Annotated in this window: 24 protein-coding genes; 20 read left to right on the top strand and 4 right to left on the bottom strand. The window is 41.5% G+C overall.

Annotated features, from left to right (window positions below):
* The first annotated feature begins 1 nt into the window (after position 1).
* The gene (locus tag H5186_RS15310) at positions 2-940 is read left to right on the top strand and encodes a FecR domain-containing protein (RefSeq protein WP_149983094.1); all 939 of its coding nucleotides are present in this window, start codon (positions 2-4) and stop codon (positions 938-940) included.
* 523 nt (positions 941-1,463) lie between these two features.
* Here the strand turns inward: H5186_RS15310 and H5186_RS15305 are convergent.
* Positions 1,464-1,838, bottom strand: a complete 375-nt coding sequence (locus tag H5186_RS15305; protein ID WP_182794639.1) for a DUF5329 domain-containing protein — start codon at positions 1,836-1,838, stop codon at positions 1,464-1,466.
* A gap of 259 nt (positions 1,839-2,097) precedes the next feature.
* Between H5186_RS15305 and H5186_RS15300 the strand changes: the two genes are divergently transcribed.
* Complete coding sequence (locus H5186_RS15300) at positions 2,098-2,991, top strand: aldo/keto reductase family oxidoreductase (protein WP_182719225.1); 894 nt, start codon at positions 2,098-2,100, stop codon at positions 2,989-2,991.
* A 139-nt stretch (positions 2,992-3,130) separates the two neighbouring features.
* Here the strand turns inward: H5186_RS15300 and H5186_RS15295 are convergent, their stop codons facing one another.
* From H5186_RS15295 to H5186_RS15285, 3 genes are all read right to left on the bottom strand, one after another.
* Complete coding sequence (locus tag H5186_RS15295) at positions 3,131-3,808, bottom strand: TorF family putative porin (protein WP_145241933.1); 678 nt, start codon at positions 3,806-3,808, stop codon at positions 3,131-3,133.
* 289 nt (positions 3,809-4,097) lie between these two features.
* Positions 4,098-5,261: a hypothetical protein gene (locus H5186_RS15290; protein ID WP_145241931.1), complete on the bottom strand. Its 1,164-nt coding sequence runs from the start codon at positions 5,259-5,261 to the stop codon at positions 4,098-4,100.
* A gap of 157 nt (positions 5,262-5,418) precedes the next feature.
* Complete coding sequence (locus tag H5186_RS15285) at positions 5,419-5,610, bottom strand: helix-turn-helix transcriptional regulator (protein ID WP_182719227.1); 192 nt, start codon at positions 5,608-5,610, stop codon at positions 5,419-5,421.
* A 142-nt stretch (positions 5,611-5,752) separates the two neighbouring features.
* Here H5186_RS15285 and H5186_RS15280 point away from each other — a divergent pair, with 142 nt between their 5' ends.
* The 18 genes from H5186_RS15280 (at position 5,753) to rplQ (ending at position 16,449) form a co-directional block, all read left to right on the top strand.
* Positions 5,753-7,693 carry an AsmA family protein gene (locus tag H5186_RS15280; protein WP_182794638.1) on the top strand — a complete coding sequence of 647 codons (1,941 nt, stop codon included), beginning with the start codon at positions 5,753-5,755 and terminating at the stop codon, positions 7,691-7,693.
* Positions 7,694-7,970: 277 nt separating this feature from the next.
* The gene (rplN, locus tag H5186_RS15275; protein WP_011329449.1) at positions 7,971-8,339 is read left to right on the top strand and encodes a 50S ribosomal protein L14; all 369 of its coding nucleotides are present in this window, start codon (positions 7,971-7,973) and stop codon (positions 8,337-8,339) included.
* Between the two features lie 10 nt (positions 8,340-8,349).
* Positions 8,350-8,664 carry a 50S ribosomal protein L24 gene (rplX, locus tag H5186_RS15270; protein WP_016710194.1) on the top strand — a complete coding sequence of 105 codons (315 nt, stop codon included), beginning with the start codon at positions 8,350-8,352 and terminating at the stop codon, positions 8,662-8,664.
* Between the two features lie 16 nt (positions 8,665-8,680).
* Complete coding sequence (gene rplE, locus H5186_RS15265) at positions 8,681-9,220, top strand: 50S ribosomal protein L5 (protein ID WP_016710195.1); 540 nt, start codon at positions 8,681-8,683, stop codon at positions 9,218-9,220.
* A gap of 10 nt (positions 9,221-9,230) precedes the next feature.
* On the top strand, positions 9,231-9,536 hold the full coding sequence (gene rpsN, locus H5186_RS15260) for a 30S ribosomal protein S14 (RefSeq protein ID WP_058562128.1): 306 nt from the start codon (positions 9,231-9,233) through the stop codon (positions 9,534-9,536).
* 21 nt (positions 9,537-9,557) lie between these two features.
* A complete protein-coding gene (rpsH, locus tag H5186_RS15255; RefSeq protein ID WP_145241923.1) occupies positions 9,558-9,950 on the top strand; it encodes a 30S ribosomal protein S8 in 393 nt (130 codons plus the stop codon).
* A gap of 13 nt (positions 9,951-9,963) precedes the next feature.
* Positions 9,964-10,497: a 50S ribosomal protein L6 gene (rplF, locus tag H5186_RS15250; protein ID WP_145241920.1), complete on the top strand. Its 534-nt coding sequence runs from the start codon at positions 9,964-9,966 to the stop codon at positions 10,495-10,497.
* Positions 10,498-10,506: 9 nt separating this feature from the next.
* Positions 10,507-10,857, top strand: coding sequence for a 50S ribosomal protein L18 (gene rplR / locus H5186_RS15245; RefSeq protein WP_008115388.1), 351 nt, complete (start codon positions 10,507-10,509; stop codon positions 10,855-10,857).
* A 9-nt stretch (positions 10,858-10,866) separates the two neighbouring features.
* Positions 10,867-11,373: a 30S ribosomal protein S5 gene (gene rpsE / locus H5186_RS15240; RefSeq protein ID WP_002959485.1), complete on the top strand. Its 507-nt coding sequence runs from the start codon at positions 10,867-10,869 to the stop codon at positions 11,371-11,373.
* Between the two features lie 3 nt (positions 11,374-11,376).
* Positions 11,377-11,559 (top strand): 50S ribosomal protein L30, encoded by a 183-nt coding sequence (gene rpmD, locus H5186_RS15235; protein ID WP_016710201.1) that lies wholly within the window; start codon positions 11,377-11,379, stop codon positions 11,557-11,559.
* Between the two features lie 5 nt (positions 11,560-11,564).
* Positions 11,565-11,999 carry a 50S ribosomal protein L15 gene (gene rplO, locus H5186_RS15230; protein WP_064668467.1) on the top strand — a complete coding sequence of 145 codons (435 nt, stop codon included), beginning with the start codon at positions 11,565-11,567 and terminating at the stop codon, positions 11,997-11,999.
* Between the two features lie 10 nt (positions 12,000-12,009).
* On the top strand, positions 12,010-13,338 hold the full coding sequence (secY, locus tag H5186_RS15225; RefSeq protein WP_145241918.1) for a preprotein translocase subunit SecY: 1,329 nt from the start codon (positions 12,010-12,012) through the stop codon (positions 13,336-13,338).
* Between the two features lie 22 nt (positions 13,339-13,360).
* Entirely contained in the window at positions 13,361-13,474 is a 114-nt protein-coding gene (gene rpmJ / locus H5186_RS15220; RefSeq protein ID WP_002959476.1) for a 50S ribosomal protein L36, read from the top strand.
* A 125-nt stretch (positions 13,475-13,599) separates the two neighbouring features.
* The gene (gene rpsM / locus H5186_RS15215) at positions 13,600-13,956 is read left to right on the top strand and encodes a 30S ribosomal protein S13 (protein ID WP_145241916.1); all 357 of its coding nucleotides are present in this window, start codon (positions 13,600-13,602) and stop codon (positions 13,954-13,956) included.
* A 12-nt stretch (positions 13,957-13,968) separates the two neighbouring features.
* Positions 13,969-14,355 carry a 30S ribosomal protein S11 gene (gene rpsK, locus H5186_RS15210; RefSeq protein WP_002959471.1) on the top strand — a complete coding sequence of 129 codons (387 nt, stop codon included), beginning with the start codon at positions 13,969-13,971 and terminating at the stop codon, positions 14,353-14,355.
* Between the two features lie 21 nt (positions 14,356-14,376).
* Positions 14,377-14,997, top strand: coding sequence for a 30S ribosomal protein S4 (rpsD, locus tag H5186_RS15205; protein ID WP_016710205.1), 621 nt, complete (start codon positions 14,377-14,379; stop codon positions 14,995-14,997).
* A 24-nt stretch (positions 14,998-15,021) separates the two neighbouring features.
* Complete coding sequence (locus tag H5186_RS15200; RefSeq protein ID WP_145241913.1) at positions 15,022-16,008, top strand: DNA-directed RNA polymerase subunit alpha; 987 nt, start codon at positions 15,022-15,024, stop codon at positions 16,006-16,008.
* A 39-nt stretch (positions 16,009-16,047) separates the two neighbouring features.
* Positions 16,048-16,449 (top strand): 50S ribosomal protein L17, encoded by a 402-nt coding sequence (rplQ, locus tag H5186_RS15195; protein WP_016710207.1) that lies wholly within the window; start codon positions 16,048-16,050, stop codon positions 16,447-16,449.
* The last annotated feature ends 974 nt before the right edge of the window (positions 16,450-17,423 follow it).

Here is a 17,423-nt window from a genome sequence, read left to right as displayed (position 1 = left end):
CATGACGCAAATCTCGCCTGAGACAATACAACAAGCCGCGGTTTGGATGGCTAGATTATGGGCTGAAGATGTTAGCCAAGATGATAAAAGTGCTTTTAAAACTTGGTATGAGGCTGAGCCCGAACATGCCTTAGTATGGCAGCGGTTAGAGCAACTGCAGGAGACATTTCATCAAGCTCCGCAATCTGAACTTAGTCGTGCAGTATTAGCACGTAAGAAAAAGGGATTATCACGGCGACAGCTACTTGTATTAGGTCTCTTTAGCCTAGCGAATCTGAGTTTGATTTTTGCGGGGCGAGCAAGCCAACCTCGTGGGCGTGAATATGTTACTGCCGTTGGAGAAATTAAAACCGTTACCCTAAATGACGGTACGATCATGGCTTTGAATACAGATACTCTCGTTTATATTGACTTCGATCAGTCAGCACGAAGATTACACTTATTACAAGGAGAAATATCTGTCACCAGCGCACGCCATACAGCCCCTTTATATGTGACCACGCGAGATGGAAAAGCTGTGCCAATTGGTACACGTTTTACTGTCAAGCAACAAGAGTATCGCACTTTAGTTGAAGTCTATGAAGGGGTTGTGGAGCTTCGACCCAAGCAGGGCGTAGAGTTACTTAGATTGAAAGCCACGCAGCAAGCTGTTTTTGATATAAACAGTATTATGCTAATACAACATTTACTCACAACTAAGCCGTTATGGCTTGAGCATAAAATACAAGCAAATGGCAGCAAATTAACCGATTTTATTGCCGAACTTGCTCGTTACCGACGGGGTGTTATCAGTGTTGAACCGCAGCTTGCGAAGTATAAAGTTACAGGGACTTTTTCAACAAAGGATACAGATAAAACTCTACGGCACTTGAGTGAAATATTGCCTATAGAAATCCACTATCGCTTGCCTTTCTGGTTATCAATTAAAGAACGAAATTAAAGTGTCATAGCTCTACAGGCTTATAATTCAGTGCTAATGAAAAGGCGCTGCAGATATGCATAGCTGAGTGTATTAATTGGGTTTATTATTCGCTTTAACATCAAACAACTATGCAGCTGTTTGCGCGCTGAAATTAGACAAGCCAAAATGTTATTACTATCCAGCATGACGAAATTATAGTGATAATGCTAGTATCACTTACAGAGCTACTATTTGATTACTGTGCTGTTGTGTGGCTTTCACTTTTAGTTAAAATCGGTGATTATTTTTTGTGTTTCGTTTTAGCATTCGTGGCAAAATCAGGTGCAAGTACTATCTAGTTTACAACTTTGCTATTTTATTTTTATTTGATTATTATTTTAAGGTTGTGTTCACAAAATGTTCAGCTATGTTTGCATATGATACTTCATTAAATGAATAATATGAAAGTTAAGCAATTTCTTGAACTCACAAATATCAGCTCAAGAATCGTTTGTATTTCAGAATTTAAATCACCCCTCCTAAGAGTGAAACCAAGCCGCACTTATTGCGGCTTTTCTGTGGTTCTAAAATGAGCTAACTCGTTTGTAAGCCATTTTTTACTGATTATTTTTGTACCATCTTTGAGAATAACGGTATAAGGTTTGCCACTCCATGAGCTTTTACTGGCAAGATTTTCAATAAACTCATCAGCGGTTTTAGCGTAGCGTTTGCCTTTGCGGTATTTCATAGCAAGATGATCAGCGGCTTCGGTGCTGGTGTGTTGATCACCGTTACGAATGAAAGTCGCGTTGCTTTGCGCGATAAAGCTGAGCAAATGAGTGACTTCTTGTTCAGCGGTTGCCGCAAAGCTCAACTGACTAACCGTGAGTAAAAGGCAAGCCATCAGCCTGTATATAGTGTGGGTTAAGTCTTTCATCTGTAGCCTCATTTAATCCAAAAAGTTTATTACGTTACCTGTGCCATCAAAAAAAGGTAAAGCTCTGAATAAAACTGATGTGCTAATGCATGTGCTGGTATAACTTTCAGCTATTAATACCTTATTTATTATGTAGAATAATACATCAATAAGGTCAATTAAATTATCATGGCTTATTAATTATCTGATAGGGATACTGTTTTGGTACTTGCATTGAACTTGCCGGGACAATATTTTTTACAAAAATAAAGGTGGAATTATGAACAGCTCAGATCGCGCTATTGACGAACTAGTACTTGGGTTTTGGCGATTATTAGATTGGCAAATTACTCCACAACAGTGTTTAACTTTTCTTGAGCAAACAATTGAAGCCGGTGTAAGGCACACCGATCACGCTGACATTTACGGTGGATATGGTTGTGAGGCAGAGTTTGGTAAAGCTTTAGCTTTAAAGCCAAGTATTCGTGATGAGATCAAAATTATTACTAAGTGTGGTATCAAACCTGCTTTTGCAAGCTTAGGGTTAGCAGGCCAAGCTAATCATTACGATTCGAGTGCCGCACATATTATTAGCTCAGCACAGCAATCGTTAAAGCATTTTAATACCGATAGATTAGATGCATTACTTATTCATCGCCCTGATTATTTGATGAATGCAGACGAAGTAGCTGAGGCATTCACTACTCTTAAGCAAAATGGTGATGTACTCGATTTTGGTGTATCAAACTTTACGCCATCACAACTAAGTTTATTGCAGTCGCGTCTTGATTTTGAATTGGTGACCAATCAAATTGAATTTTCACCGTATGAAATGCAAGCACTTGATGATGGTAGTTTAGACCAATGTCAGTTACTTGATATTAAACCTATGTGTTGGTCACCTTTGGCTGGCGGTCGCATTTTTGCAGAAAATGATGAAAAAGCGATTCGCCTGCGTCAAGTACTTGAGCAAGTCGGCAGCGAAATTGGTGCAAGTTCTATTGATCAAGTGGTTTACGCGTGGTTATTAATGCACCCAAGTTCCCCATCAGTGGTACTGGGTACTGGCAACATTGAGCGTGTTAAATCGGCTGTTGCCGCTAAGCAGTTAAAACTCAGTCGTGAACAATGGTATCGTATTTGGCAAGGTTCAACAGGGCACAGTGTGCCATAGGAGTTGTAAGTTTTAAGCTATAAGCAGTCTGAGTTGAGGGTAAGTCTTGATATAAAATATGAACTTAGCCGCTTACCGCTTACCAAGATCGAGAAAGGGCCTTACGGCCCTTAGTGTTGCAGCAAGTAACACATTCTTTTTATAGGCTAAAGTCCATTGAAAAAGCAACGTAAGCCTTAATATCACTGTCATCCATATCGGTATCTGATAGACCAAAAGTGAAGCCATCTTTAGAGATAGATACACCGTAATCGATGATATCGTCATCACCAATAAAATCACCAGAGTAGTGGCCTAAGTGTAAGGCCATTTCAGTGCCATTAGTACCAACTGCGAAACCGTAATCTGCAGTCAGGTATAACGAATCACCAAAGTCTGTGCCATCACCGCTTGCGGCTGAAGTTGCAAGAACTGATGCGCCAAAGCTAAAGCCACCCATACTGATGCTACCGTAAATTTCAGAAAAATCAGCGTCTGCGCCAGAAGCTGCATCAGGGTAAGCGTAATAGATGTAGCCAACGTCATAGCTCATATTTTCATTAATATCGCCACCAAAACCAGCATAGAGATCAAGCTCGTAGGTCATTTCATCGGCCCAGCTTGCATTTGAAGCCCAAGTACCAGCATAAAAACCTGATTCGTTGGCATAATCAATACCACCTGAAATTGCAGCATCACCACCGGTTTGTTCTTGACCACGCCATAAGTAGTTTGAAGTTGCTGCGGCATTGGCTGTTACTTCTGCATATGCTGCTGTAGATGTTGCACCCATGAGTACAAGTGTGCTGATCGCAATTGCTGATTTTAGTTTTAACATGTTTGGTATCCTGTTGTTATGCTGATTTTTTGGCTCGCAATTATTAATTAGATTGCAGTCTATAATTGCGGATCCTATTTTTAGTTGTCTACTAGGGTAATAGCACTGCTTGTGCCAAGTTAAATGAAAAGCAATAATTTATATTTAAATTACTTTATAAACAAAGGTATAAATATTTATAGTGAAAGGAGGAGATTGTTTTTTACGAAGCTTGCGCACTTTATTGGTGCGTAAAAAAACCCGCATGCACAACTCAGTTGCAGCGGGTTTTTGTATTTTTTACTGTGGTTTAACCAAAAATAGTACGCATTAGGCTGATTGTTTCGTTCACGCCACGGCCTTTTTGTACTTCGCTGATAATTGAATCACGCTTTGCGCGAATATGCTCAGGCATATCGTCAGCAGCAAGTGCGCGATCAACAAGTATTTCAGCAGACTCTTTACCACGACGCACTTTTCTAGTGCCAGTGGTAGTTGTACGCTTTGGCTTGCTCAATAACTTGATGTAGTTAGAGTTTTCAGGCGTGTTTTTGTCTGCATGATAGAAAAAGCACGGAATTAATGCTTTGATTGCAACAAGTTGTTGATCCAGCTCGCTGTCACCACTTGCCATTTTAAACCAAGACATACCATGAACTGCTTGGACAATATCCTGCCAATAACGCGCAAAGTCACGATTATTTAATTTAGTAATAGCCAATGCTGAACAAAGTGCATCTAAACGGGTGTTATTAATTGGTGTAAAAACATCTGGGCGGCGCATTGCTAATAGACGAGTTGCCGGTGCAAGCGTTGGCTTTTCATTGCTATCAGTAAAGGCTTTTAAATATTTGACCACAAATTCTTGGTAATCAGCTTCAGTTACTTCACCTTCTAAAGGTATATGTGCTAATGCTTCATCAAATAATGCCGGCAGGTCGGCAAGCATTTGATGAAAAGCTTTGGCGCTTTTAGTAGAGCTAAACCATTCGACATCAAAATTATAACTACTTGGATCCAGTGCAGAAGTATGTTTACCACTAAATGCTAATAAATCTTCAGGGATCATCTCTTTCAGTGATTGCTCGCGAATACCAGCTATATAGTTGGCAAGGCGTAACTGTTCATCAAGGGCTAACACATCTTTATGCTGCTCTATAAATACACTAACTACAGGCCAAGGCGCTACGCGTAATGTTTTCAATTGTAAGAAGCTAATTGCTGAAACTAATAAGTCATTAAGCTTTTTTAAAATTGGTAATTGATTGGTTTCGAGTAAATCATGATTAATACGGTCACGGCTAGCATTAAGTAGTTCATAGCACCAACCTAAGAAGTCTTCAGGATGATTTTCTATTTTCACCGCCATCAGGTTTAAGCTGATTTCAGAAGCCTGCTTTAGAATATTTTGATAAATATGGCCTTCTTGTTCGCCTAATGCCATTTGTGAAGGTGAAATGAGCAATTTTTTCATGCCTGATGGTACTCCGGTTAAATACATTTTTCAGTTGTTTAATTTTAGCGCAAAACGTCTTAAAACAACAGGGCTGTGCATCATACCGAAGAATACAGGGGATGCAATCTTGATAAGTTAAATCTGCACAAGATTGCATTTAAAGGGTTTAATCTGCTTATTCAAGTGAAAATAACTGCTCTACAGTAGTTTCAAACTGCCGAGCTATCTTCAATGCAATGATCACTGAAGGTGTAAAGCGTGATGTTTCGACCGTGCTGATTGTTTTGCGTGAAACGGCGCTAGCATCGGCTAGCTCTTGCTGTGAAAGCCCCGCGGCTTTGCGAAATTCAGCTATATGGTTTTGCAGCTAAAGGTATCAAAATGTTTCAGTAACAATTCATATATTCACTGTAGAATGCAGGAAATTGCATTTTTCTTCGTTGCACAATGATTTTAATGCTAACTCCCGCTATGATAAGAACATTATTTGCACATTTGAAAGGACCATCATGAAGACCTTATTTAAAGTTATTGGTGTCATATTATTATTGCTTGTTGCTTTAATTATTGCTGCACCGTTTTTAATTCCAACCGATGCCATTTTTAATAAAGTCTCTGAGCAGGTTGAGCAAACCACTGGGCGTACTTTAACTATTAAAGGCGATAAAACATTATCCGTTTTTCCTTCTTTGAAGCTTGAACTTGAAGATGTGCATTTTGCCAATATGAAAACTGGCTCACGTGCAGATATGGCAAGCATGCAGCAACTTGCAGTTCATATTCCTTGGTTTTCGCTATTTGGTGGTGAACTTAAACTAGAAAAGTTTGTGATCAATGAACCCAATATTCTGCTTGAAACAGATAAAAATGGTAAAGCTAACTGGCAGTTATTTGATGCAGTAGCTGCGAAACCTGAGCAGCAAACTCAAGCAGGTGAGGCAGTCAAACTACCTGAAAACTTTGATATTCAGTTAGGTGAAGTGGCTATATATGGTGGGTCGTTTACTTATTTAGATGGTCAAACGGGAGCTAAACAGCAAATTAGCGATTTAGAATTGGCTATCTTACTGCCTTCACTGCATAAATCACTCGAAGTCAAAGGTGGGATCACTTATATGCAAGAGCGCTTTGAGCTTGATGTAACAGTTGATAACCCAGCTAAAGCAATAGCAGGTGATACATTTAATGTGACAACTGATGTCACTTCAAAGTTAGTTGATGTTGAGTTTAAAGGCTTAATAGCCGGTCAAGGTAAAGATATTCAAGGTCAATTAGCGCTCAGTGGTGATTCAGTAAAAGACATTGCTAAATGGCAGGGAGTCGAGCTGAACGCTAAAGAAAGCGCCTTTAATGCATTTAGTGTTAGTGGCAAAATGCGTATGCAAGGTGATAAGTTCAACCTAGCTGAATTAGTCGCCACTCTTGATGCATTAGAGATCAAAGGAAAAAGCGAGCTTAATTTAGGTAAGCGTTTAGCCGTTAATGCTGACATCGATTTAGGTATGCTGGACTTAAATCCTTACTTACCTGAGGTGGTAGCGCCAGCAGAGAAACCAGAACCTAAAAGTGACGAGCCAGCCAAACCAATTGTATGGGATGACACAAAAATGGATTTAAGTGGCTTAAATGCCTTAGATGCGAATGTGGTGATCCGTTCAAGTGGCTTAAAAGCAAATGAAATCAAACTTGGCGCTAATCAATTCACTGTAAACCTTAACAAAGGCGTAGCGAAAATTAGCCTAGATAAGTTTGCCGCCTACGAAGGTAATGGTAAAGGCACTGTAACAGTTAATGCGAAACAAGCTCCTTACAAAATCAGCACCAACTTCTCGTTAGATAAAATAGACGCACAACCATTGCTGACAGATGCCGCTGGCTTCGATAAGCTAATGGGCAAAGGCTCACTCAATTGGGACTTAGCAACATCAGGTCAGAGCCAAAAAGACTTTATGAGTGCCCTACAGGGTAAACTAGCATTTGAATTTGCCGATGGTGCAGTAAAAGGCGCCAACATTGCTGAAATGGTTCGCAAAGGCAAAGAGCTAATTAAGGGTAACTTTGGTGCAATATCACAAGGGCTAGATACTGGCTTTGATAATTCCCAGCAAACTGACTTCTCTGCGCTAACGGGTAGCTTTAACTTTACCAATGGCGTAGGTAAAAACACAGATCTGAGTTTGTTAAGTCCATTAGTACGTATTAGTGGTGAAGGGGATGTTAATCTACCCGCAACGACAGTTAACTACCGCTTAGTGACAGGCATAGTCGATTCACTCGAAGGGCAGGGGACCAAAGATGATAGTACCGGCTTTAAAATTCCAGTACGAATCAAAGGACCATTTCATGATGTTGGCATCAGCTTAGATGTAAGCAAAGCGGCAGAAGATGAAGTAAAAGAAAAAGCGAAAGATAAAATTAAAGATAAGTTAAAAGGTTTGTTTGGCAAATAATGCCGATTTTATTCGGTGATAAAACAATCAGGGCATAAAATTGCCCTGATTGTTTTATAATCAATGCTAAAATAGCAAAATATGTTTCATCGACAAAACAACCATCCTCGTTATTCTAAATTAATTAAAAAATAACCTACCACTACCCCCGCAATGCTGATACAATTGCCCGCCCTTGGGAGACAACTAGATTGTTTTTTGAGTGGTTTTTAACCTAAATGTCTTGATTTTAAACAAATTTAAGACAGTTGTAATAACTACACCGGAGGTCATTAACATGATCCAAATGCAAACTCAGCTGGAAGTTGCTGATAACAGCGGCGCTCGCAAAGTGCAGTGTATTAAAGTCTTAGGCGGTTCGCACCGTCGTTATGCAGCGATTGGTGACATCATTAAAGTTTCTGTTAAAGAAGCGATTCCTCGCGGTAAAGTGAAGAAAGGTGATGTTAAAAACGCGGTAGTTGTGCGTACTAAGAAAGGCGTTCGTCGTCCAGATGGTTCTTTGATCCGTTTTGACAGCAATGCGGCTGTTATCTTAAATGATAACTTGCAGCCAATTGGTACACGTATTTTCGGCCCTGTGACTCGCGAACTTCGTAATGATAAGTTCATGAAAATCGTTTCACTAGCCCCAGAAGTACTGTAAGGAGTCAATCATGGCAGCAAAAATCCGTCGTGATGACGAAGTAATCGTTCTAGCAGGTAAAGACAAAGGTAAGCGCGGCAAAGTGCTTTCAGTTGTTACCGAGTCTGGTCGAGTATTTGTCGAAGGCATTAACTTAATCAAGAAGCACCAAAAGCCGGTTCCACAATTGAACCAGCCAGGTGGTATTGTTGAGAAAGAAGCGTCTATTGACGTATCAAACGTTGCGATCTTCAACTCGGAAACGAGTAAAGCAGATCGTGTAGGTTTCAAGATTGAAGATGGTAAGAAATTACGTATCTTTAAATCTACTGGTAAAACTATCTAATAGTTGGAGTAGAATGATGGCGAAACTGCATGAAGTATATAAAGACAAAGTAGTTGCTGAACTTCAAGAGAAGTTTGGTTTCAGCTCTGTCATGCAAGTCCCTCAGATCGAAAAGATCACATTGAATATGGGCGTGGGCGAAGCCCTAGCTGACAAGAAAATTCTAGACAACGCTGTTGCGGATCTAGAAGCAATCGCTGGTCAGAAGCCACTCATTACTAAAGCACGCAAATCTGTTGCTGGCTTTAAAGTACGTGAAGGCTACCCAATTGGTTGTAAAGTAACCCTACGCGGCGAGCGTATGTGGGACTTTTTTGAGCGTTTGGTTTCAATCGCTATCCCACGTATCCGTGACTTCCGTGGTGTAAGTGCTAAGTCTTTTGATGGACGTGGTAACTACAGCATGGGCGTACGTGAACAAATCATCTTCCCAGAAATTGATTATGATAAAGTAGACCGCGTACGCGGTATGGATATCACAATCACTACATCTGCGAAAACAGATGAGGAAGGCCGTGCGTTGTTAGAAGCGTTTAACTTCCCATTCAAGAAATAAGGGTAGGGTTATGGCAAAGAATTCTATGAAAGCGCGCGAAGCAAAGCGCACGAAATTAGTTGCTCAGTTCGCTGAAAAGCGCGCAGCACTAAAAGCTATCATCAGTGATGTGAAAACATCTGACGATGATCGTTGGGACGCGGTACTTAAGCTACAAGCTTTACCACGTGATTCTAGCCCTGCACGTCAACGTAATCGTTGTAACATTACGGGCCGCCCACATGGTTACCTTCGCAAATTCGGCATGAGCCGTATCAAAGTTCGCGAAGCAGCTATGCGCGGTGAAATTCCTGGCCTTAAAAAGGCTAGCTGGTAATAGAATCACGGGAGTAAGACTATGAGCTTGCAAGATCCTATCGCGGATTTGTTTACACGAATTCGTAACGGTCAGTCAGCGAAAAAAGTATCTGTAACGATGCCTAATTCAAAGCTGAAAGTAGCATTAGCTAAAGTATTAAAAGATGAAGGTTATATCGTTGATTTCACAATCAGCGGTGATGTTAAACCTGAGCTTTCTATCGAGTTGAAATACTTCGAAGGCAAAGCTGTTATTGAAAATATCCAGCGTGTTAGCCGCCCTGGTTTGCGTATCTATAAGAGACGTGACGAATTACCAAAGGTAATGGGTGGTCTAGGTATCGCTATCGTATCAACTTCTAAAGGCCTAATGACAGACCGCGCCGCACGTAGTGCTGGTGTTGGTGGTGAAATCATTGGTTTTGTAGCTTAATCGGAGGGGAACTATGTCTCGCATAGCAAAGGCACCAATTAATGTTCCTGCCGGTGTAGAAGTTACATTAAAAGGCCAGGACATCACAGTTAAAGGCAAAAACGGCGAATTAACGCGTACTATCAACTCTGCAGTTGAAGTACAACTTAACGACAACGTTATTACAACTTTACCTCGTGAAGGCGTAGCCAATGCATGGGCACAAGCAGGTACTGCTCGCGCTCTAATCAACAATATGATTGTTGGTACGCATGAAGGTTACGAGAAGAAACTTCAGTTAGTAGGCGTTGGTTACCGTGCTGCAGCTAAGGGTAAAACATTAGATTTAACTCTTGGTTTCTCACACCCAGTTAATTTCGCAGTTCCTGAAGGAATTACGATTGAAACTCCAAGCCAAACAGAAGTTCTAGTTAAGGGCGTAGATAAGCAGTTAGTTGGTCAAACAGCTGCTAACATTCGTGCATACCGTAAACCTGAGCCTTATAAAGGTAAAGGTGTTCGTTATTCAGATGAGAATGTACGCCGTAAAGAGGCTAAGAAGAAGTAAGGTAAGACGATGGATAAAAAAACAGCTCGTCTACGTCGTGCTAAACGCACTCGTAGAAATTATATTGAACAAGGCACAACGCGTCTTGTTATCCACCGCACGCCACGTCACATTTACGCTCAAGTTGTAAACGCTGAGGGTAATGTACTGGCTGCTGCTTCTACTGTTGAGAAAGCTATTAGCGAAACAGTTAAAGGCACAGGCAACGTTGCAGCTGCGCAAGCAGTTGGTAAAGCGGTTGCTGAACGTGCGGCTGACAAAGGCATCGAAAAGATTGCTTTTGATCGCAGTGGCTTTAAATATCACGGCCGTGTGAAGGCGCTAGCAGATGCTGCGCGTGAAGCCGGTTTGCAATTCTAGGAGTAGACAATGGCTAACGTAGAAGCAAAGCAACAACAGCCTGATCTAGCTGAAAAGCTAATCGCGGTGAACCGTGTGTCTAAAGTAGTTAAAGGTGGTCGTATCTTTAGCTTCACTGCACTAACTGTAGTTGGTGACGGCGCAGGTAAAGTAGGTTTCGGTTATGGTAAAGCACGTGAAGTTCCAGCTGCTATTCAAAAAGCAATGGAAAAAGCACGTCGTAACATGATCAACGTAGACCTAAATGGCAACACATTACAGCATCCTGTTAAAGGACGTCATGCTGGCTCTCTTGTGTTTATGAAACCAGCATCTGAAGGTACTGGTATCATCGCAGGTGGTGCTATGCGTGCAGTACTAGAAGTTACTGGTGTGCAGAACGTACTTTCTAAATGTTACGGTTCTACTAACCCGATCAACGTTGTACGTGCAACGATCTCAGCTCTTGAGAATATGAATTCTCCTCAGTCGATCGCTGCAAAACGTGGTCTTCGAGTAGACGAGATTCTGGGGTAAACCATGGCTAATAAAACTGTAAAAGTAACACAAGTAAAGAGCTCTATCGGTCGTTTACCGAAACATAAAGCTACATTACGCGGTCTTGGTTTACGTCGTATCAATCACACTGTTGAGTTAGAAGACACAGCATGTGTACGTGGTATGATCAACCAAGTTTCATACATGGTTAAGGTTGAGGGGTAATTCGAATGCATTTGAATACACTTTCTCCTGCTGCAGGTTCTAAATCTGCTGGTAAACGTGTTGGTCGTGGTATCGGTTCTGGTCTAGGTAAGACTGGTGGCCGTGGTCACAAAGGTCAAAAGTCACGTTCTGGCGGTAAAGTACGCGTTGGTTTTGAAGGCGGTCAAATGCCTATGCAACGTCGTCTACCTAAGTTTGGTTTCACTTCTCGCAAATCTTTAGTATCTGCAGAAATAAACCTATACGAGATCGCTAAAGTTGAAGGCGATGTGGTAGACCTAGGTACGCTACAGGCAGCTGGTCTAGTTAAAAAGAACGTTCTGTTCGTTAAAGTTGTTAAATCTGGCGAAGTTTCACGCGCTGTTACCGTTAAAGGCCTTAAAGCCTCTAAAGGTGCTCGCGAAGCTATCGAAGCCGCCGGAGGCAAGGTAGAAGACTAAGGAAGTACTAATGGCTAAACCAGGTCAAGATACACAAAGTGCACAAAGTGGGCTTTCGGAATTGAAACGTCGATTACTATTCGTATTGGGCGCTATCATTATTTACCGTCTAGGTTCATTTGTGCCAATCCCTGGGATTGACGCCGCTGTACTTGCCGATTTCTTCGAGCAACAAAAGGGCACCATTGTTGAAATGTTCAACATGTTCAGCGGTGGTGCGCTTGAGCGCGCTTCGGTGTTAGCACTGGGTATAATGCCTTACATCACAGCTTCAATTATTACGCAACTATTAACGCATATGTATCCTCCGTTTATAGAGCTTAAGAAAGAAGGTGAACAAGGTCGTAAGAAAATTAGCCAGTACACACGCTACGGCACGCTCTTGCTTGCTACTATCCAATCGATCGGTATTGCCACAAGCTTACCGGGTATGATGGACGGGTTAGTTGTTAACCCAGGTCTCGGTTTCTACTTCACCGCAGTGGTGAGTTTAGTAACTGGTACTATGTTCCTGATGTGGTTGGGCGAGCAAATAACTGAACGTGGTATCGGTAACGGTATCTCAGTTCTAATATTTGTTGGTATTGTAGCTAACCTGCCGTCTGCTATTGGTTCGACAGCCGAAATGGCGCGCCAAGGTGATTTACATGTTTTAGCACTGTTATTGATTGCGGTAATCGTATTCGCTGTTACTTATCTTGTAGTGTTCTTTGAACGTGGACAACGTCGTATCGTCGTTAACTACGCAAAGCGCCAACAAGGTCGTCAAGTATTTGCTGCCCAAAGCACGCATTTACCACTAAAAGTAAACATGGCGGGTGTTATTCCACCAATCTTTGCTAGCAGTATAATTCTGTTCCCTGGTACTATTGCCAGCTGGTTCGGCCAGGGTGAAGGTCCTGTCGCTGATGTGCTACAAGCGATTGCTACAACGTTGACTCCAGGTCAGCCTTTGTATGCAATAGTTTTAGCTGCGGCTATTATCTTCTTCTGCTTTTTCTACACAGCGTTGGTTTTTAACCCACGTGAAACAGCAGATAACCTGAAAAAATCTGGCGCATTTATCCCAGGTATTCGTCCAGGCGAGCAGACATCGAAATACATTGATAAAGTGATGACACGCCTGACATTGGCAGGTGCTTTGTATATAACCTTTATCTGTCTGGTGCCCGAATTCATGACCATGGCATGGCAAACGCCATTCTACTTCGGCGGTACATCAATTTTGATTATCGTTGTTGTGATCATGGACTTTATGGCACAAGTACAGACTCATATGATGTCTCATCAATATGATTCTGTGCTGAAAAAAGCGAACCTTAAAGGCTACGGTCGATAAGGTCAGTTTACGGAGTTGAGCAATGAAAGTACGTGCTTCCGTTAAGAAAATATGCCGTAACTGTAAAGTTATTAAACGTGCCGGTGTTGTACGTGTAATTTGCAGTGAGCCTAAGCATAAGCAAAGGCAAGGTTAATTTATAAGTCGTGCAGGCTGAGGTTTCTCGGCCTGTGTTTTCAGTTGTGATTTGGTCTTCGTTTGAGTATCCTTACGGGCTCTTCAAACAGATGATAACCGAATTCAAATATAGGAGATGTGTTAGTGGCCCGTATCGCTGGCATTAACGTCCCTGATCATAAACATGCAGTTATTGGTTTAACAGCTATTTATGGCATAGGTAAGACTCGCTCTAAGGCTATCTTAGTAGCGACTGGTATCGCCGAAACCACAAAAATCGGTGAACTTTCAGACGAAACACTTGACGTATTGCGTGAAGCAGTTGGCAAGTACACTGTAGAAGGTGATCTTCGTCGTGAAGTTACTTTGAATATCAAGCGCCTTATGGACCTTGGTTGTTACCGTGGCCTACGTCACCGTCGCTCTTTACCACTACGTGGTCAAAGAACAAAGACTAACGCGCGTACCCGTAAGGGTCCTCGTAAGCCTATTAAGCGATAAGGGGATAGTATTATGGCTAAGACACCAATTCGTCGTAAAAAGGTTAAAAAGCAAGTTGCTGATGGTATGGCTCATGTTCATGCTTCTTTCAACAACACTATTGTTACAATTACCGACCGTCAAGGTAATGCACTATCATGGGCTACTGCCGGTGGTTCAGGTTTCCGTGGTTCACGTAAATCTACACCATTCGCTGCTCAGGTTGCTGCAGAGCGTGCAGGTACTGCTGCTCAAGAATACGGTTTAAAAAATCTAGAAGTTTTCATCAAAGGTCCAGGTCCAGGTCGTGAATCTGCTGTACGTGCTTTGAATGCTGCTGGTTACCGTATCACCAACATTACTGACGTGACGCCAATACCACACAATGGTTGTCGTCCACCGAAGAAACGTCGCGTTTAACAATAGGTTAGGAGAAATAACATGGCAAGATATTTGGGCCCTAAGCTCAAGCTGAGTCGTCGTGAAGGTACTGACCTGTTCCTTAAGAGCGGCGTAAGAGCTATCGACTCTAAGTGTAAACTTGAGACTGCACCTGGTCAGCACGGCGCTCGTAAAGGTCGCTTATCTGATTACGGTTTACAATTACGTGAAAAGCAAAAAGTACGTCGTATCTACGGTGTATTAGAAAAGCAATTCCGTAACTACTACAAAGAAGCTGCTCGCCTTAAGGGCAACACAGGTGAAAACTTGTTACAGCTTTTAGAGCAACGTTTAGACAATGTTGTATACCGCATGGGTTTTGCAAGCACACGTGCTGAAGCACGTCAGTTAGTAAGCCACAAAGCGGTTTTAGTTAATGGTCGTGTAGTGAACATTCCTTCATTCGTAATTACTCCAGAAGATGTAGTAGTTATCCGTGAAAAGTCTAAGACACAAGCTCGTATCATCGCTGCTCTAGAACTAGCCGAGCAACGTGAAAAACCGACTTGGGTTGAAGTTGACGGTAAGAAAATGGAAGGTAATTTCAAACGCCTACCAGAGCGTTCAGACCTGTCTGCGGACATCAATGAACAACTAATCGTCGAACTTTACTCTAAGTAAAGTTAAGAGTTAAGAGAGGATAAAATGCAGGGTTCTGTTACAGAATTTCTAAAACCAAGGTTAGTCGATATCGACGCTATTAACCCAACTCGTTCTAAAGTAGTTTTAGAGCCATTAGAGCGTGGCTTCGGTCATACTCTTGGGAATGCCTTACGCCGTATACTTCTTTCGTCAATGCCAGGATGTGCAGTAACCGAAGTTGAAATCGACGGTGTGTTGCACGAATACAGCGCGAAAGAAGGCGTACAAGAAGACATCATTGAAATTCTGTTAAATCTTAAAGGTCTAGCAGTTACTTTGGAAGGTAAAGATGAAGTTTTTCTTACCCTGACTAAGTCTGGTGTAGGCCCTGTGACTGCGGCTGATATTCAGCACGACGGCGATGTAACCATTGCCAACCCAGATCATATTATTTGTCATTTAACGGCAGATAATAGTGCGATCAGCATGCGAATTCGTGTTGAACGTGGTCGTGGGTATGTGCCGGCATCTAGCCGTTTATCCTCTGATGACGATGAGCGTCCAATTGGTAGATTGTTGCTTGATGCATCATTTAGCCCAGTTGAACGTATTGCGTACTCGGTTGAATCAGCACGTGTTGAACAACGTACAGACTTAGACAAGTTAATCATTGATATGGAAACAAACGGCACTATAGATCCAGAAGAAGCGATCCGCCGTGCGTCAACTATCTTAGCTGAGCAGCTAGAAGCATTCGTAGACTTACGTGATGTTACTGAGCCAGAAGAGAAAGAAGAGAAGCCAGAATTCGATCCTATTCTACTTCGTCCAGTTGATGATCTTGAACTAACAGTGCGTTCAGCAAACTGTTTGAAAGCCGAGCAAATTCAATATATCGGTGATTTAGTTCAGCGCACAGAAGTCGAGCTTCTTAAAACGCCTAACTTAGGCAAGAAGTCTCTGACTGAAATTAAAGACGTGCTAGCTTCACGTGGTCTATCTCTAGGTATGCGCCTAGAAAATTGGCCACCTGCAAGCCTAGCTGAATAATCTAAATCACTATATTAGTTTAGTTAGAAGGATAGGGTCATGCGCCATCGTAAGAGTGGTCGTCAATTAAACCGTAACAGCAGCCATCGTAAAGCGATGTTCAGCAATATGGCAGGTTCTTTGGTGAAACATGAAATCATCAAAACTACTTTGCCAAAAGCGAAAGAGTTACGTCGTGTAATTGAACCTTTAATCACACTGGCTAAGACTGACAGTGTAGCAAATCGCCGTTTAGCGTTTGCTCGCACGCGTGATAAAGAAGTAGTTGGTAAGTTGTTCAGTGAAATCGGTCCTCGCAATACAGACCGTCCAGGTGGTTACACTCGTATTATTAAGTGTGGCTTCCGTGCTGGTGACAATGCACCAATGGCTTATATTGAACTAGTAGGTCGCACATCTGCGAACGAAGAAGTTCAAGAAGACGCGCAGTCTGCTGAGTAAGTCTTAAAGACACCAAAAAGCCGAGCATAAGCTCGGCTTTTTAATATCTAAAATTTGGCAAAAAATAATATCGCTATCAGTATCCCTGTATATAGCGCAACATTTCAACTATACCATTATCAAACCAACATCTTTGTAAGCCCACTAAGCGTCACTAGAATCTACTTCCCTTAATAACCATTTGTTATTCAACTAGCTTGTTAATTTAAATTTCATGGTCGGTAATAACATTTATAGCTTTGAAAGTTATCTTGCTACTGAATATGTAGCTGTATAAATCTATAGAGTCTACTTTTACCTATGATTTAAATGCGTGATAACTGCGACTGTCAGTGTTTGACCCTCATAAGTTATTAACAATATACATAGGTAAAGATTATAAACTTAGGTCATTTGATCAAAATATTGATCATTTCAGTAGTGGATCGTTTTTTCGATTAAAGATTGAATCTGGGTTTCTTCATTTAACTTGCACTTATATAGTTAAAAACAGTCTAGTTTAGTGTTGTTTTTGAGCGTTTAGCTTAAATACTCAGCGAACAGTGTTTTATTTTAAGTTTTCTTCAAAAAAAGGTTGATCTGTTTTTGGATCTCCCTATAATGCGACCCCACTGAGACGGCAGACAGCAACGCTTAAGCTGCAAGAGTTAATCAGTTAGTCGAGTAAAACTTAAGTTTAGATTTTTAATAAAGTTTAAAATTAAGTGTTGACAAAAAAATAGGAAAGCGTAATATGCGCAGCCCTAGCGAGATAAAGTTTAACTTTAATCGCAACGTTCTTTAACAATATAAAGCAATCATCTGTGTGGGCACTCGTACAGATTGAGTTCTAACAGCCAAGCTTAGTTCGCTAAGCAAGGCAAAAAATTTAGAGTCTCAATTGAAACTGAGTGACCAACAGAAGTAACTTATTTATAAGTTGCTTCGGCACAGTCAATTCAATATCGAAAGATATTAAATAAATTCAGAATTCA

The sequence above is a fragment of the Pseudoalteromonas sp. SG41-2 genome (genome assembly GCF_014164535.1).
In the GTDB taxonomy this organism is placed as follows: Bacteria; Pseudomonadota; Gammaproteobacteria; order Enterobacterales; family Alteromonadaceae; genus Pseudoalteromonas; species Pseudoalteromonas rhizosphaerae.
This window is presented reverse-complemented; position numbering and strand designations above follow the sequence as displayed.

Bases quoted from the DNA above. Each gene is read 5' to 3' on its own strand.
- rpsD (WP_016710205.1), top strand. From the start codon at position 14,377: ATGGCAAGATATTTGGGCCCTAAGCTCAAGCTGAGTCGTCGTGAAGGT.
- rpsN (WP_058562128.1), top strand. From the start codon at position 9,231: ATGGCAAAGAATTCTATGAAAGCGCGCGAAGCAAAGCGCACGAAATTA.
- rplR (WP_008115388.1), top strand. From the start codon at position 10,507: ATGGATAAAAAAACAGCTCGTCTACGTCGTGCTAAACGCACTCGTAGA.
- rplF (WP_145241920.1), top strand. From the start codon at position 9,964: ATGTCTCGCATAGCAAAGGCACCAATTAATGTTCCTGCCGGTGTAGAA.
- rplX (WP_016710194.1), top strand. From the start codon at position 8,350: ATGGCAGCAAAAATCCGTCGTGATGACGAAGTAATCGTTCTAGCAGGT.
- rpsK (WP_002959471.1), top strand. From the start codon at position 13,969: ATGGCTAAGACACCAATTCGTCGTAAAAAGGTTAAAAAGCAAGTTGCT.
- secY (WP_145241918.1), top strand. From the start codon at position 12,010: ATGGCTAAACCAGGTCAAGATACACAAAGTGCACAAAGTGGGCTTTCG.
- H5186_RS15300 (WP_182719225.1), top strand. From the start codon at position 2,098: ATGAACAGCTCAGATCGCGCTATTGACGAACTAGTACTTGGGTTTTGG.
- H5186_RS15310 (WP_149983094.1), top strand. From the start codon at position 2: ATGACGCAAATCTCGCCTGAGACAATACAACAAGCCGCGGTTTGGATG.
- rpmD (WP_016710201.1), top strand. From the start codon at position 11,377: ATGGCTAATAAAACTGTAAAAGTAACACAAGTAAAGAGCTCTATCGGT.
- rpsE (WP_002959485.1), top strand. From the start codon at position 10,867: ATGGCTAACGTAGAAGCAAAGCAACAACAGCCTGATCTAGCTGAAAAG.
- rplE (WP_016710195.1), top strand. From the start codon at position 8,681: ATGGCGAAACTGCATGAAGTATATAAAGACAAAGTAGTTGCTGAACTT.
- rplO (WP_064668467.1), top strand. From the start codon at position 11,565: ATGCATTTGAATACACTTTCTCCTGCTGCAGGTTCTAAATCTGCTGGT.
- rpsH (WP_145241923.1), top strand. From the start codon at position 9,558: ATGAGCTTGCAAGATCCTATCGCGGATTTGTTTACACGAATTCGTAAC.
- H5186_RS15295 (WP_145241933.1), bottom strand. From the start codon at position 3,808: ATGTTAAAACTAAAATCAGCAATTGCGATCAGCACACTTGTACTCATG.
- rpmJ (WP_002959476.1), top strand. From the start codon at position 13,361: ATGAAAGTACGTGCTTCCGTTAAGAAAATATGCCGTAACTGTAAAGTT.
- H5186_RS15290 (WP_145241931.1), bottom strand. From the start codon at position 5,261: ATGAAAAAATTGCTCATTTCACCTTCACAAATGGCATTAGGCGAACAA.
- rplN (WP_011329449.1), top strand. From the start codon at position 7,971: ATGATCCAAATGCAAACTCAGCTGGAAGTTGCTGATAACAGCGGCGCT.
- H5186_RS15305 (WP_182794639.1), bottom strand. From the start codon at position 1,838: ATGAAAGACTTAACCCACACTATATACAGGCTGATGGCTTGCCTTTTA.
- rplQ (WP_016710207.1), top strand. From the start codon at position 16,048: ATGCGCCATCGTAAGAGTGGTCGTCAATTAAACCGTAACAGCAGCCAT.
- H5186_RS15200 (WP_145241913.1), top strand. From the start codon at position 15,022: ATGCAGGGTTCTGTTACAGAATTTCTAAAACCAAGGTTAGTCGATATC.
- H5186_RS15280 (WP_182794638.1), top strand. From the start codon at position 5,753: ATGAAGACCTTATTTAAAGTTATTGGTGTCATATTATTATTGCTTGTT.